This is a genomic window from Marinococcus sp. LNHM5E3-2.1 (assembly GCF_056034365.1).
Genome location: NZ_JBQLIB010000021.1, coordinates 1 through 12,952, shown reverse-complemented (window position 1 = coordinate 12,952; position 12,952 = coordinate 1). Strand labels below are relative to the sequence as shown.

The following is a 12,952-nucleotide window of genomic DNA, read 5'->3' as shown; positions in this document are numbered from 1 at the left end:
GTCATCCATGGAAGGTCTTTTCTTAAAGGCCTCCCCTGCCGGCAAGCCTCTATACTCTAGAGGTTGTCGGCAAATTTTTTATGATATTGTAAGAACAAATAGCATGGCCTTTGATGTATAATCAAAATGAGTATTTTCTCGAACCTTCGTCGTCTCTACCCGCATTTCCGCAACCATACCAATAATGATTGCGCCTCATTGCCTCTTCGGATATAATATCGCCTTTAGCATTAACAACAACTATCGAGGAATCTCTCTTGGCACGGGATAAAGAGTTTCCAAAGAAACCAATGCCTTGATTCGTACGTAGAGATATAAGGTTATTTCATCACTCTAAGTGTCCGCACTATAATAATAAGGAGTTTTCCCATGCTCGAATTGCTTCAATACATACTATTAGGGCTTATCCAGGGGATCACCGAACCTCTGCCTGTGTCTTCCAGCGGTCATTTGCGCATGATGGCCTATTTTTTCGGTCTGCAGGTCCCGGATTTGCATTTAGAAACCTTCTTAAATGCCGCTTCGCTTATCGCCGTAGGTATCGTCTATCGAAACGATCTAATGGAATTGCTCACTGGCACCTATCGCTACCTCCGTTTTCGCCACCCCGAAGATGGGACGATGTTTCGCTTTGCCCTGCTATTACTGATCGGCACCCTCCCGGCAATAATCGCCGGCGGATTGTTTTATCGCCAAATCAGCGGCCATTTAACCAGTATGACGACGGTCGCGGCCGCGTTACTGATCACTGGAGGGGCGTTGTACCTGGTTCGGAAATTACGGGGACATAAACAGGAAGCAGGCATCACCGTCATCGATGCCCTTCTCATCGGCTTGGCCCAGGCGCTCGCTCTTGCTCCAGGGATCAGCCGGTCCGGAGCTACCGTCGTCGCGGCCCTGGCAAGAAAAGTGGAAGCGGAAACGGCGCTGAAATATTCCTTTTTCTTATCCATCCCGGCCAGCCTTGGCAGCCTGGTCCTCACCGGCGATGAAATTATTCAGGCCGTGACGGCTCCGGGCGCTTTCGGCTTTTACCTGGTCGCTTTTCTTGTCTCTCTCCTGGTGTCCATTGCCGCCATCAAACTGTTTATTGAAGTGTTGACCAGCGGCAAACTCATCTACTTTGCCGGATACTGTCTCACCGTCAGTCTCCTGTTGTTTTTGTTCGTGTAATACGTGGGCTTGTTCGTCCCCCGGGTGGTGATGGTACAACAGGAACTGCCACCAATAATCATAGAACTACTTTTCCGAAAGAGGTCGTTGTATGCGTAAAACCTGGTTCACTCGAATGGATCTTCCTCTCCTGATCACCACGTTTTTGATGGTGGTCTTCGGCCTGATTATGGTCTACAGCGCGAGTTTCCCCCGCGCCTACTACCAATTGGACGACGCCGCTTACTTTTTAAAACGGCAGGCATTTTGGGCTTTGGTGGGCACCGGGGTCATGCTCGGGATGATGGTCGTTCCCTACCGGAAGTGGAAAGCCTTCCTCCCCTTCTTTCTCTTGGTATCTGTGGTCATGCTCCTCCTTGTGCTCGTGATGGGCACCACCGTGAACGGCTCGACCCGGTGGCTCACCTTCGGACCGATCCAGGTCCAGCCGTCGGAGTTTGTTAAATTTGTGCTGATTCTCTACCTGGCCTATGCGTATGCCAACAAACGTCCGTACGTGCACCACTTCACGCAGGGGATGTTGCCACCACTCATCATGGTGCTCCTGTTATTCAGCCTCGTGCTTCTGCAGCCGGACCTGGGCACCGGGCTAATGTTTATTTTATTGGCAGCGGTCATGGTCTTTCTGGCCGGGGCCCGCTTCACGCATCTGGCCATGCTAGGCATCGGCGCTGCGGGCGCTTTGACGTGGATTGCCACCCGGGCCTCGTATCGGATGGACCGTCTGATGGCTTTTCGTCGGCCGTTTGACTACCCGGAAGAAGGATTTCAACTAGTCCAGGCGTTCGTCGCCATGGCTAACGGCGGCTTAACCGGGACCGGACTGGGCCAAAGCATTCAAAAGCAGGGGGCCCTGCCGGAAGGACACACGGATTTTATTTTTGCGATCATCATCGAGGAACTCGGGATTTTTGGATTGGTGGGCGTACTCAGTGGCTATGCTGTGATAGCGACTCGGGGGGTTCGCATTGCCCATCACGCCCGCACGGTGTTTGGCCAGTTACTGGCGTACGGGATCGTCTTTTTTCTGTTGGGCCAAACCATCTTTAATTTAGCCGCCGTGAGCGGGATGATGCCCATTACCGGCATCACCCTGCCATTTATCAGCTACGGGGGGTCGTCGCTCCTTGTCTTTATGGCCAGCATGGGGCTCTTGCAAAGCATCCACCGGCACAATACAAAGGAATCCCCTCCCCCAGCACGAAAGGAGTTTTGGCATGTACCGTCTTCAGCGGGATAAGCACGATATCAATTTATGGTTTGTCGTGTTTCTGTTTGCGGTGGTCAGTTGTTATGCGATTTATCACGCCCAACAGCTCGCGCAATACGAAACCAATTTCATTCCCCGCCAAATGATCTTTTTTGGGCTTGCCGCCGGGGGAGCCTTTGTGGTGACGCATATTGATGACGATTACTTCCGAAAAGCCGGAGGAATCTTATACGCTTTGGGCCTTCTGCCATTAGCAGTACTTTTGGTCGCTCCGGAGAGCATCGCCCCAACGATCAATGGTGCCAATCGGTGGTTTTCGCTGGCTGGATTTCAAATTCAACCTTCTGAATTAACCAAGCTCACCGTGTTGATTCTGTTAAGCCTGTTGGTGGAAAGGCATCACCGCCGCTATGCCCCGGCGACGTTCAAGCAGGAAGGGCTGCTACTATTGAAATTGGGGGCCGTAACGCTCCCACCGATCGGATTTTTAATGCTGCAGCCTGACATGGGAACGGTCATGCAAATGCTCGCCCTCCTCTTGACGATCGCATTGGTTTCCGGTGTTTCCGCCTTATGGCTGGGTCTTATTGTCGGTGTTCCCTCGCTGCTTTTTCTCGGATTTTTAGGACTCTTTTATTTCGTACCAGGTGTATTAGAACGGCTTTTATACCCACTAATGTCGGATTATCAGGTCGGCCGCATCGAAGGATGGCTCCAGGCGGACGCTAATGTCAACCAAAGCTTTCAGGTCGACCGGGCCATGAGCCTGATCGGCTCCGGTCAACTGCAGGGAAACAACCTCCCGATTTATATCCCTGAAGCTCACACCGATTTTATTTTTGCGATCATTGGCCATCAACATGGTTTTATCGGGGCCGCTGTCCTGTTATGCCTGTATTTCGTCCTGGCCTATCTGATCATCCGCACGGCATTGTTAACGCAACACACCTTCGGTCAGGTGTTGTGTGCCGGCGTTCTCGGCCTTTTCGCCTTTCAGGTGTTTCAAAACATTGGCATGAATTTGGGGCTGCTTCCCGTCACCGGGTTTCCCCTCCCCTTTATCAGCTACGGCGGCAGTTCCCTGATTGCGACCATGTTAGCCCTGGGGCTCGTGATGAGCGTGCGCTACCACCACCGCCCAAGTATGTTTGTTCGGGAAAACTAGAGGAGTATTCGATCTTCGTTTTCCTTCTTGAGCACAAGTTCCACAAAACAGCCATCTTCCAAGGAAAAGTGGACGATGGCTGTTTCATTCATGCTATAGCGTCTTCTCCCCCACCTGAGTGTTTCAGGGAAGACGATTACTTACACTTATTTTGTTATTATTCCTTACACAGAGCCCCAATGCTCTCCCGGCCATTATGGGAAGACCGGGGCAATCTGATAAAGCTATCCAGCAAGCATTGAAATTATTTCAAGAACGAGAAACAAATAATATGAGCGTGAACGATATCGTTAAACTTACTGGTGTGCCCAGGTCAACTATTTACGCTAAAATGAAACATAGGTAGTTTTACAGGAATAGAGGTTAATTCTGAATTAGTTGAAGAAGATAAAGTAGTTGATGAATAAATAGTGTTCTAGGGGGAATTTTATTGAGAATCTCAGAATATTTTGGTTTAGAAGAACATGGTCAGGAAAACTTTGAATTCTTAAATCTAAACGTTCCGGTTGATAATGAATTATTTTTAGATCCTACAAGAATTGCTGCTGAAGAAGGTTATGAAGATTGGCTTGCAAAGATTAATGATTTTCACTATACAATTTTCGGTCTGTATGAGAATGGCAGATATGAAGAGGCTAGGGAATTGTTTGTTAATTCCAGAGAATCCAACGAGATATTTTTAGGTTACTCTAGAGGATCAGCTGGAGGGACTGGTAATTCTGAAGAGTCACTTGCACTTGTGTACGATTATATAACTGAAAATCATCTGTATGAAGATAATCTTGTCCGTCATCCAGAAGAGTTTATGGTTTTTATTCCGAATTTTGGTCCGGATCATCTATCAGATTTTGTAGCTAGTATTATAAAACGTGAGCTGGTCGAATTTACTATTAGACAATCTGATTTAAATAATATTCCTAGAGATAACGAATTTAACTATGCTTTTTGGAATAGTATTGATCACGAGTGGCAACATGAGACTCGACGTGTTCCAGAGGTTTGGGATGAGGTTAGGGGAAGAATGAAGCCATTGCTATTACTTCCAAAAAGATTAGTAGTGAAGAGTTTTCTAATAGGGCCTGAACAATATCTTATGCAGGTAGTACTTGCTTGGAGACAAGTAGTGCACCGTGATATGGATAGTGAGATTCATAGAAATAGAACGGAAAATCAACAATTTGCAGCAAGAGAGTTGATAAGAGATGAAGAACTTAGAAACGAAGGTCGATCAGTTAAAGATTATCTTATTGAACAAACAAGGGAAAATAATGATTTGATAGAGAATGAAAGGCGAAGAATTTATAACATGCAAAGGGGTACTGAACCTAACAGGTTAGATGATCAGGAGTGGGATGATTATTTCAACGATGAGGATGAGGGCCAAGAGTAAATTGTTGTCGTTGCTTTTCATTTCGTCAATGTAACCGGAATTTGGCGGAGCCAATGGAGGATTAAGAATTGACGTTGCTTTGTGGTTTCCAAACTCTTGGCGATAGCAAAAAGGGAATTGGACAACTGTTAGCCAACAAACAAATTTCCTTAGTCTATGGAGGGGCAAGTGTAGGGTTAATGGGCGATTTAGCCGATAGCGTCTTAGAACATGGAGGATACGTTATTGGGGTCATGCCTCAAGACCTCGTGGATCGAGAAATTGCCCATACGTCTTTACATGAATTACATACCGTGTCTTCCATGCACGAACGAAAAGAGAAAATGAGCTCCTTGGCTGATGGCTTTGTGGCCTTACCTGGAGGGCCCGGCACGCTGGAGGAATTCATGGAAGTATTCACCTGGGCCCAGCTCGGATTTCATCAAAAACCGTGCGGGCTGTTGAATGTGGATCACTATTACAGTGGTTTTGTGAACTTTATGTATTACATGAATGATCGTGCTTTTTTACAGGACCGCTATCGCGAGATGGCCATTGTCGAAGAAGACCCGACGATGCTTCTAGACCGGTTGCATGCGTATACTGCTCCAACTATAAAAACGTACTAACGAGTGAAACCATAAAATTTATTATTAGCGTCTAAATGTTCCACTAATAGTCACTCTCTACAAGATAAAAGACTTTAAGATCCACTCATGGAACCCTTGCTACATAAAGAAAAAATCCTAAAAATGGAGGGGGAGGAAGCGATGGCACGCCATGAAGCCGAACAACGGCATGTAGATCTCTTTGGCGAACAAAAGATGCTGGAGGCGAAAACTCGAGGACGCCTGGCCGTTCAAATCAAACAGGCGCGCAAAGCCCAGGGGTGGACGCAACAAGCACTAGCTGAACAAGTAGGAATGGCGGTATCGACGATTCGACGCATTGAATCGGGATCAACGATGCCAAGTGTAGGTACGTTAATAGTGATAAGCCAAGTGCTTTCCATTACCTTCGTTATTGGAGAGTCGTCGAAACCTAGGGAACCTTTTTCCAACGCATGAGCGTTTTCGGTGCCTTATGCTTCGTTTTCCATCGCCCATCATAAGGGGAGGAAAGCTGCTTCTATACCGTTGTGTTGTTGCTTATGATAAAATAACTATAATGAACTATGCCCTTGAGAGGGGGAAATCTTATGCGAAACATGACGATCGAACAAATTAATGCGAATATTGAAAAGCGCCAATCGATGATTACGGCCGTCAAAGAAAAAAAACAACGAGGTTCAACCGACATGCCTGGGTGGACGAATGAACGAACAAGGGAACGGACGCAAACCGAACAAGAGTTATTACAACGGTTTGCCAAGAGAGGGTACAAGTAATGGCCACCCCCTCATCGATCCAGGAGTCACGTTTGTATCTTGCTCAGTTGGATCCGGAAAATAAATTCGATACGATGATGAAAATGGCAGGCGTTATCACCAAGCATTTAGAAGAAGAAGGTATCCAACCCATCGTTGTCGGAGGTTTATCCGTAGAACTTTATTCCAGAGAGCAATACACCACGAGAGATATCGATTTCGTCGCCCCCAATCATCATCAAATTAGCCGGGTGTTAGACCAATTGGGGTTTCGATCCTATGGCAAAGACTTTTATCATGATGAACTGAATGTATCGATTGAAGTTCCCTCCACCACCTTAACAGGCGATCCAGAGAAGATCGTGCATCTTTCTTATGAGGGGTTTACGATTAACATTATCGGAATTGAAGATATTATCATTGACCGCATTCAGCATGCGTTAAATACCAAAACCACGTTAGATCTAGATGATGCAAGAATTCTCATGATCACCCAATATGAGGAGATTGATTGGACGTATTTCAACGTTCATACGCTAATGCAAGAACCCTACTCCATGATGGGCATCGATGCGAAAAGAGCGATGTATTGGATCGAGAATATGCATCAACGAATTGAAGAAGCAGACGAATCAGACACCATAGAAACAATTGCGGCATCGACCGATATCGACCGACAGTTAGCCAGAGGAACGATCAACGTCGAAGACCTTTGAATCTTAGAATTCGAGGGTCTTCGACGTTTATTTTTTCACGACATAAATGTAAGGGCACATCAAAAAATGGACGAATCAAATGATCAATAAGTTTGGTATTATTTTTTTCTTTAAACTTGCTCGGATGGTTATTTCCTTCGTCATGAATGTAATAGAACGTTTTACCCCAACCGAAACTGTTCCAGGCTGCGATTAATCTCCTCGCGGCGAATGCCGATGTATCGTTTGGTGATCGTCGGCGACGCATGATTAAAGATCTCCTGAAGCAGCGCCACGTCTTTGGTCTGCTTATACAGGTGATAGCCAAACGTCTTGCGCATGGTGTGGGTGCCGATGTCGCTGCGCCCCAGCCAGTCCGCGGCGGCCTCCAGGATACGGTACACCTGCGTGGTCGAGAGATGCGTACCCTTCTGACTGGCAAACAGGTACGCCTCGTCGGCCTTCCCTTCGAGAAACGGATCCAGTTCCGGCCGGATCGAAGCCAGCTGAATTTCCCGTTTCTTGCCCGTTTTCTGCTCCTGCAGGTAACAGGTGTCTTTTTGCACGTCGCCGACCCTCAGTCGAACCAGGTCCCCCGCCCGCAGGCCGGTATTAATCCCCGTTAAAAACAACAACACATCCCGTTCGGCCAGGTCCTTTCGTTTTCGGGAAGCTTTATTGCCCCGGCGCAGGGCATTGATCATGTCTTTAATCTCTTCCTGGGTGCGTAACGGCTGCACATTCACGAGCCCCTGGTTCGTCATGAAACGAGCCCTCCTTGTATGTATGGTTTGGATGATAGAGAAACGAAATCATACATTTTATTATACTGAAAAAAGAAACCCCTGTCGAATCGGGGGTGAAAATGTACGCTTTTATCTCAATTCATACATTTTTATAAAATCCTATATGTTTGTGCGATAAGCCAAGAGCATCGACAAATTGTACAATTAAATGTACAATGATAACAAGGAGTTGATAACAATGACTGTTATGAATTATTCCAATGCCCGAAAAAATTTTAAGGGATTGATTGATAAAGTCAATGACGATAACGAAGCCGTCACCATCACGACCAAAGAACGAAACGCTGTCCTTATCTCGGAAGACGAGTATAACCAATACCTTGAAACCATCTATCTCTTAAACAACCCGAGCAATGCCAAGCATCTATCGGAATCCATCAATCAATTAAACCAGGAAGAAACCATGACCGTCGATATCGATGAGTAAGTTGAATGTCTTATTCACCCATAATGCGTTTCAGGATTATCAGTATTGGCAAACCAAAGATAAAAAAATGCTGAAACGCATTAATCAATTGATTAAAAGCATTGAACGAGACGGGGCGTTGGACGGTATTGGGAAACCAGAGAAATTAAAAGGTAATTTAGCCGGCTTTTACAGTCGTCGTATCGATATCGAACATCGATTGGTGTATACCGTGGATGAGCAGCAAATTAGTATTATTGCTTGCAGATACCATTATTAGATCAATCGCGTAGAAAAATTTCCTTATAGTAAAAGAGAAAGGCTTGCTGGTTATTTCCAGGAAGTCTTTTTGAATGGGAATGGAACCACCTCGGCCGTACTCTTAATACTGCATAGTCATGGTTGTATCAAAACGTTATCTCTCTATTTGATTGGTTTCAAAAATCGTCGGTAACATATTGGAGCAAGCAATATGCTGGAGGTAAAAATCGATCAAGTCTATCAAAAGGCGTACTTTTTGATATGTAGTTCTGCATAAGATGTCTTCGAATTCAATATTATCCAAGTGAAGCAAGAAATATGGGTGATTTAATACGGTCCATGAAATTTTATGAGTCCTTTAAACAAAAAGTTGCCTGGAGGAGTAAACGGAAGCTGGACCCTTCCAGCTTCCGTTTACTATTCGTTACCTTTTTTTCTCTTGTTCGTTTGTCTTTTTCATCTCATGCTTTTCCTCTTCCGTATCTTCTACTTCTTCAATTTCGATGCTGCAGCAGTCATTATTGGACGAAGAAGAAAACAACTTTTGGAAAAAATTTTTTTGTTCAGCCATCGTATCACCTCCTTTATAATAGTATTTGGACAATGATTCCCGTGCTCCCGGCGACGAGCAGGATAGAACAGACGAAGGCTGCTACTAATTTTTTTTGAAACAATTTATTTAATAACACCACCTCGGGGATACTTGCCCCAGCCCCTCCGATGAGTAACGCAATCACGGCTCCTGTGCTCATGCCTTTACTGATGAAAGCTTCGCCAATCGGTAAAATAGCTTCCGCACGAATATACATGGGAATACCGATGACCGAAGCCATAGGAATCGACCAGGGGTTGTCGCTTCCGGCATAAGTCACAATAAGGTTTTGAGGAACGAAATTATAAATAAAGGCACCAATAAACACCCCGAGGAGCAAAAAAGGCATCATCGGATAGAAAAAGCCCCATGCATCGTGAACAGCCATTTTCCACTTTGCCTTTGGTCCTCTATCTTGATCATGGCCTCCTTTTCGTACCCTGATATTTTTCACAGCATCTTGAAAACCGAGACCCGTCCACACGATCCCGACCAGCATAGAAAACAATCCCACCATCAGCACGTACGCCAGCGTAATCTTCCATCCTAATAACGTCCATAATAAAATGACGATAATCGGGTTCAAGAGTGGAGAAGCAATCAAAAAAGACATGGTTGGCCCAAACGGGGATTTAGATGAGAGCAATCCCGCTACAATAGGAATGGTCGAACAGGAACAAAAAGGGGTCAATGCCCCCAGTCCGGTCCCGTAAAGGTAATTTCTCCAGGACTGCCGGTGGGTCAGCATACGTTGAATGCGCTCCTCGCTTACTCTTTGCTGCAGCCAACTCACGACAAAACTGACGAGGAGAAATAAAATCGTTAGTTCAATGAAAAGCGTAAAAAACGTTTGCAAAAAAGACATGATGGCGTCCATGCTTCTCCTTCTTTCTTTACATCAATTTTTTTTGATTTATTATCGAAAAAAATTTATTTCTTTTCCGGATAAAAAATACAACATAACTCTTCAGATAGGACGCTTCTTACTTCTTCTTCATTTAAGCGATAATAATTCCAGGTACCAATCTTTTCTTTTTCGATCAAATGAACGTCTAATAAGATTTTTAGATGATAGGAGAGCTTGGATTGTGATAACCCCGTGATATCGGTTAGGTCACAAACACATAACTGCCCCTGCTGGTTCAATTCATACATGATTTGTAATCGCAGACGATCCGAGAGCGCTTTGAATGTTGCTTCATAGGTTTGAAAGCTTTGATTCGAATACGTCTTTGGTTGGGATGTAAGCATTTGTATCGCTCCTTTACATCAACTTTTTTTGATTTAAAGTCATCTTATCGTAGAATCCTGCTTTTGTAAACGAGAGATACTTCCTTTTTCTACTATGAAGTTCGAAAATTGAAGTTCTCCATTTATTTCATTTGTCGTTCTTGCGCTATTCGTATAAAAATATTAGCATATGATTATATAAAAATGTATTGGTTCTCCCTCTCCCTTTGAATAAATTTACATCCTCCTCCATTCAAAGATGATGGTTCGAGAGCCAACAAAGGGGGATCCTATGAGAATATGGCAAATTATCCTGCTTGTCGTTGGAATCATTGTTTTAAGTCTCGGTTTGCTGGCGCAGCAGACATCTCCATTATGGGCCGCCATTGGTATTACGGTTGGTCTTCTTGCAATAATTGTAGTCGGTTATACCCTTCGGCCTAGGAAACGGTGATGGCAGCCGTGGGAAATGGGAAAGGATTCAAGTGGTTCCGGGGGAGGGGCCCCGGCCATCACCGTTCTTCACCGAAATATTTAACGGCCAAAGATATTGCCATCACCTGGAAAGATCAAACTATTGTCATTCAACGTGTCCCTATTATGGAAGAAGTCACGGGGAACATTCACCTTTCGTGGAAGACCAAATTTCATTGTGCTCGCATCGCTAGAAAAGCGTATCGACAGGGTCATCTCTATATGGATTTTTGGGACAGATAACAAACAAACGCGGGCCGATCCCTAATGATCGGTCCGCGTTTACTATTAATGATGAAGAGCATACCTTATTTTTCTTTCATCGAAGATGGAATATCAAAACGATAACCTGCGTGCCGAACAGTCACAATATAAGTCGCATTCGATAATTTTTCTCCCAACTTGGTTCGGAGATTGCTCACATGCGTATCGATAGCCCGGCTTTTGATTTTTCCTCCAATCACGTCGACCAACTCATCCCGCGATACAATTCTGCCTTTATTTTCAAATAAATACTGTAGAATGGCCATTTCATTATTACTCAATGCCTTGGTTTCGCCGTTAATAATCATGGTATAACTATCTGGCAGAATCGTTAATTTTCCAGCGTCTAAAATTCGGCCGTCATAGTCAATAAATTCCGTGAATTGAGGTTGATAGTAACGCAATGTGCGTTTCACGCGAGCAATCACTTCCCGGCAGCGATTTTCGTCCGATACAATATCATCGACCCCCATTTCCAATGCCAGCACGGCGTCAAATTCATTTACACCCGGCTCGATAACGATAATAGGTGTCGAATCACCCGTGTACCGTAACTCCCGGGTGATTTCTAAAAAGGCAAAACCGGGGCCGATCAACAGTAAATGACACTGATTCGATGATACAAAATCAGTCACATGATCCGATTCCGACCATGTGACAAATGTATAATTACTGGTTCCCAAATGGTCGGCCAATAGGGCCGACCATCGTTTTTCCGATTCTAATATGCCTATGACTTTCACGCGCGCATGCCCCCCCTTCTGACAGCACCGCGTGCTAGCTGTTCAAATCAAATTGCTTCCCTTTGACCAAATAAATAATGCTTTCCGAAATATTGGTAACGTGATCTCCAACCCGTTCGAGGTCCCGGCAGACAAAGACGAGCTGGGTCACCTGCGCGATATGATTCGGATCTTTACCCATATACTCCAATAATTCCCGCAAAAGATTTCCATGTAAATTATCCACTTCATCATCTTTTTCCGCTATAGCATTCGCATGTTTTACATCTTCATTTTGAAAAGCTTCCAGTACAGATTCAAGCATTTTAATAACCTTATTGGCCAACTGAGGAATATCTTCCAGCGGCTTAAAGAATTGTTCTTCTCCAATGCGGATCGTAGATTTCGCGATGTTCACTGCTAAATCGGCCATCCGCTCCAAATCACTGGAAATACGAAGCGTAGCAACCAAGCGGCGCAAATCGGTCGCAACAGGCTGCTCTTTTGCAATCAGCCAGATCGCTTCATCATTTAACTCATCTTCTAGGCGGTTAATTTTATAGTCCTGATCGATCACGGCTAATGCCTGATCTTTATTTTGATTTTTCAACGCTTCTATCGAATCATTCAACGCTTTTTTCGTTTTTTCCCCCATGTACATTAATTTTTCCTGTAATTGGTTTAGACTTTCTTCAAAATCTGTTCTAGCCATTAGAACCCCTCCTTAACCGAAGCGTCCGGTGATATAGTCTTCGGTCTGCTTTTCCTGTGGATTGTGGAACAATTCATCAGTTTTCTCATACTCAACGACATAGCCATTTAAGAAAAAAGCTGTACGATCGGAAATCCGGGCCGCTTGCTGCATGTTATGCGTCACAATAATAATGCTGTATTGTTCTTTTAAGGTATTGATTAATTCTTCTACCTTGTTCGTTGAAATTGGATCCAGGGCCGAGGTTGGCTCGTCCATCAATATAACTTCTGGTTCAATGGCCAAGCACCGGGCAATACAGAGACGTTGCTGTTGTCCGCCGGAAAGCCCCATGGCGTTGGTTTTTAAACGATCTTTGACTTCGTCCCAAATGGCCGCATCCCGCAGGCTTTTTTCGACGATTTCATCCAGTCGATTTTTTTTCTTAATCCCGTGAATTCGTGCTCCGTATGCCACATTTTCATAAATCGACTTTGGAAATGGATTGGGTTTTTGAAATACCATACC

Annotated in this window: 17 protein-coding genes and 1 pseudogene; 11 read left to right on the top strand and 7 right to left on the bottom strand. The window is 44.8% G+C overall.

Annotated features, from left to right (window positions below; translation table 11 throughout):
* The first annotated feature begins 369 nt into the window (after window positions 1–369).
* The 9 genes and pseudogenes from ACTRXH_RS15315 (at window position 370) to ACTRXH_RS15275 (ending at window position 6,999) form a co-directional block, all read left to right on the top strand.
* Window positions 370–1,173 carry an undecaprenyl-diphosphate phosphatase gene (locus ACTRXH_RS15315; RefSeq protein ID WP_474264011.1) on the top strand — a complete coding sequence of 268 codons (804 nt, stop codon included), beginning with the start codon at window positions 370–372 and terminating at the stop codon, window positions 1,171–1,173.
* Between the two features lie 91 nt (window positions 1,174–1,264).
* Window positions 1,265–2,413, top strand: coding sequence for a putative lipid II flippase FtsW (gene ftsW / locus ACTRXH_RS15310; protein WP_474264014.1), 1,149 nt, complete (start codon window positions 1,265–1,267; stop codon window positions 2,411–2,413).
* Window positions 2,391–3,548, top strand: coding sequence for an FtsW/RodA/SpoVE family cell cycle protein (locus ACTRXH_RS15305; protein ID WP_474264017.1), 1,158 nt, complete (start codon window positions 2,391–2,393; stop codon window positions 3,546–3,548). The genes ftsW and ACTRXH_RS15305 overlap by 23 nt, the downstream gene beginning before the upstream one ends.
* A gap of 196 nt (window positions 3,549–3,744) precedes the next feature.
* Window positions 3,745–3,894, top strand: a pseudogene (locus ACTRXH_RS15300) (TetR family transcriptional regulator); the annotation flags it as partial.
* Window positions 3,895–3,978: 84 nt separating this feature from the next.
* Window positions 3,979–4,938 carry a hypothetical protein gene (locus ACTRXH_RS15295; RefSeq protein ID WP_474264020.1) on the top strand — a complete coding sequence of 320 codons (960 nt, stop codon included), beginning with the start codon at window positions 3,979–3,981 and terminating at the stop codon, window positions 4,936–4,938.
* Between the two features lie 68 nt (window positions 4,939–5,006).
* Window positions 5,007–5,546 (top strand): LOG family protein, encoded by a 540-nt coding sequence (locus ACTRXH_RS15290; protein WP_474282881.1) that lies wholly within the window; start codon window positions 5,007–5,009, stop codon window positions 5,544–5,546.
* 141 nt (window positions 5,547–5,687) lie between these two features.
* A complete protein-coding gene (locus ACTRXH_RS15285; protein ID WP_474264022.1) occupies window positions 5,688–5,984 on the top strand; it encodes a helix-turn-helix domain-containing protein in 297 nt (98 codons plus the stop codon).
* A gap of 131 nt (window positions 5,985–6,115) precedes the next feature.
* Complete coding sequence (locus ACTRXH_RS15280) at window positions 6,116–6,304, top strand: hypothetical protein (RefSeq protein WP_474263946.1); 189 nt, start codon at window positions 6,116–6,118, stop codon at window positions 6,302–6,304.
* Entirely contained in the window at window positions 6,304–6,999 is a 696-nt protein-coding gene (locus ACTRXH_RS15275) for a nucleotidyltransferase (protein ID WP_474282879.1), read from the top strand. The genes ACTRXH_RS15280 and ACTRXH_RS15275 overlap by 1 nt, the downstream gene beginning before the upstream one ends.
* 161 nt (window positions 7,000–7,160) lie before the next feature.
* On the opposite strand, the gene ACTRXH_RS15270 is transcribed toward ACTRXH_RS15275, so the two are convergent.
* A complete protein-coding gene (locus ACTRXH_RS15270) occupies window positions 7,161–7,742 on the bottom strand; it encodes a tyrosine-type recombinase/integrase (RefSeq protein ID WP_474282877.1) in 582 nt (193 codons plus the stop codon).
* A 220-nt stretch (window positions 7,743–7,962) separates the two neighbouring features.
* Between ACTRXH_RS15270 and ACTRXH_RS15265 the strand changes: the two genes are divergently transcribed.
* Both ACTRXH_RS15265 and ACTRXH_RS15260 read left to right on the top strand, forming a co-directional pair.
* On the top strand, window positions 7,963–8,211 hold the full coding sequence (locus tag ACTRXH_RS15265) for a type II toxin-antitoxin system Phd/YefM family antitoxin (protein WP_474263952.1): 249 nt from the start codon (window positions 7,963–7,965) through the stop codon (window positions 8,209–8,211).
* Window positions 8,204–8,470, top strand: a complete 267-nt coding sequence (locus tag ACTRXH_RS15260; RefSeq protein ID WP_474263955.1) for a Txe/YoeB family addiction module toxin — start codon at window positions 8,204–8,206, stop codon at window positions 8,468–8,470. The genes ACTRXH_RS15265 and ACTRXH_RS15260 overlap by 8 nt, the downstream gene beginning before the upstream one ends.
* A 405-nt stretch (window positions 8,471–8,875) precedes the next feature.
* Here ACTRXH_RS15260 and ACTRXH_RS15255 read toward each other — a convergent pair whose 3' ends face one another.
* From ACTRXH_RS15255 to ACTRXH_RS15230, 6 genes are all read right to left on the bottom strand, one after another.
* Window positions 8,876–9,022 carry a hypothetical protein gene (locus tag ACTRXH_RS15255; RefSeq protein WP_474263957.1) on the bottom strand — a complete coding sequence of 49 codons (147 nt, stop codon included), beginning with the start codon at window positions 9,020–9,022 and terminating at the stop codon, window positions 8,876–8,878.
* 13 nt (window positions 9,023–9,035) lie between these two features.
* On the bottom strand, window positions 9,036–9,920 hold the full coding sequence (locus ACTRXH_RS15250; protein ID WP_474263959.1) for a permease: 885 nt from the start codon (window positions 9,918–9,920) through the stop codon (window positions 9,036–9,038).
* Window positions 9,921–9,973: 53 nt separating this feature from the next.
* Complete coding sequence (locus tag ACTRXH_RS15245; RefSeq protein ID WP_474263961.1) at window positions 9,974–10,294, bottom strand: ArsR/SmtB family transcription factor; 321 nt, start codon at window positions 10,292–10,294, stop codon at window positions 9,974–9,976.
* 761 nt (window positions 10,295–11,055) lie between these two features.
* Entirely contained in the window at window positions 11,056–11,754 is a 699-nt protein-coding gene (locus ACTRXH_RS15240) for a response regulator transcription factor (protein WP_474263966.1), read from the bottom strand.
* 34 nt (window positions 11,755–11,788) lie between these two features.
* Entirely contained in the window at window positions 11,789–12,445 is a 657-nt protein-coding gene (gene phoU / locus ACTRXH_RS15235; RefSeq protein WP_474263968.1) for a phosphate signaling complex protein PhoU, read from the bottom strand.
* Window positions 12,446–12,457: 12 nt separating this feature from the next.
* Window positions 12,458–12,952: phosphate ABC transporter ATP-binding protein (locus ACTRXH_RS15230; protein WP_474282875.1), on the bottom strand; the 495-nt coding region annotated here is incomplete at its 5' end.

What these genes read in the sequence shown, in the direction of transcription:
- ACTRXH_RS15270 (WP_474282877.1), bottom strand. Translation starts at nt 7,742, where the DNA reads ATGACGAACCAGGGGCTCGTGAATGTGCAGCCGTTACGCACCCAGGAA.
- ACTRXH_RS15280 (WP_474263946.1), top strand. Translation starts at nt 6,116, where the DNA reads ATGCGAAACATGACGATCGAACAAATTAATGCGAATATTGAAAAGCGC.
- ACTRXH_RS15275 (WP_474282879.1), top strand. Translation starts at nt 6,304, where the DNA reads ATGGCCACCCCCTCATCGATCCAGGAGTCACGTTTGTATCTTGCTCAG.
- ACTRXH_RS15260 (WP_474263955.1), top strand. Translation starts at nt 8,204, where the DNA reads ATGAGTAAGTTGAATGTCTTATTCACCCATAATGCGTTTCAGGATTAT.
- phoU (WP_474263968.1), bottom strand. Translation starts at nt 12,445, where the DNA reads ATGGCTAGAACAGATTTTGAAGAAAGTCTAAACCAATTACAGGAAAAA.
- ACTRXH_RS15285 (WP_474264022.1), top strand. Translation starts at nt 5,688, where the DNA reads ATGGCACGCCATGAAGCCGAACAACGGCATGTAGATCTCTTTGGCGAA.
- ACTRXH_RS15305 (WP_474264017.1), top strand. Translation starts at nt 2,391, where the DNA reads ATGTACCGTCTTCAGCGGGATAAGCACGATATCAATTTATGGTTTGTC.
- ftsW (WP_474264014.1), top strand. Translation starts at nt 1,265, where the DNA reads ATGCGTAAAACCTGGTTCACTCGAATGGATCTTCCTCTCCTGATCACC.
- ACTRXH_RS15315 (WP_474264011.1), top strand. Translation starts at nt 370, where the DNA reads ATGCTCGAATTGCTTCAATACATACTATTAGGGCTTATCCAGGGGATC.
- ACTRXH_RS15265 (WP_474263952.1), top strand. Translation starts at nt 7,963, where the DNA reads ATGACTGTTATGAATTATTCCAATGCCCGAAAAAATTTTAAGGGATTG.
- ACTRXH_RS15255 (WP_474263957.1), bottom strand. Translation starts at nt 9,022, where the DNA reads ATGGCTGAACAAAAAAATTTTTTCCAAAAGTTGTTTTCTTCTTCGTCC.
- ACTRXH_RS15250 (WP_474263959.1), bottom strand. Translation starts at nt 9,920, where the DNA reads ATGGACGCCATCATGTCTTTTTTGCAAACGTTTTTTACGCTTTTCATT.
- ACTRXH_RS15245 (WP_474263961.1), bottom strand. Translation starts at nt 10,294, where the DNA reads ATGCTTACATCCCAACCAAAGACGTATTCGAATCAAAGCTTTCAAACC.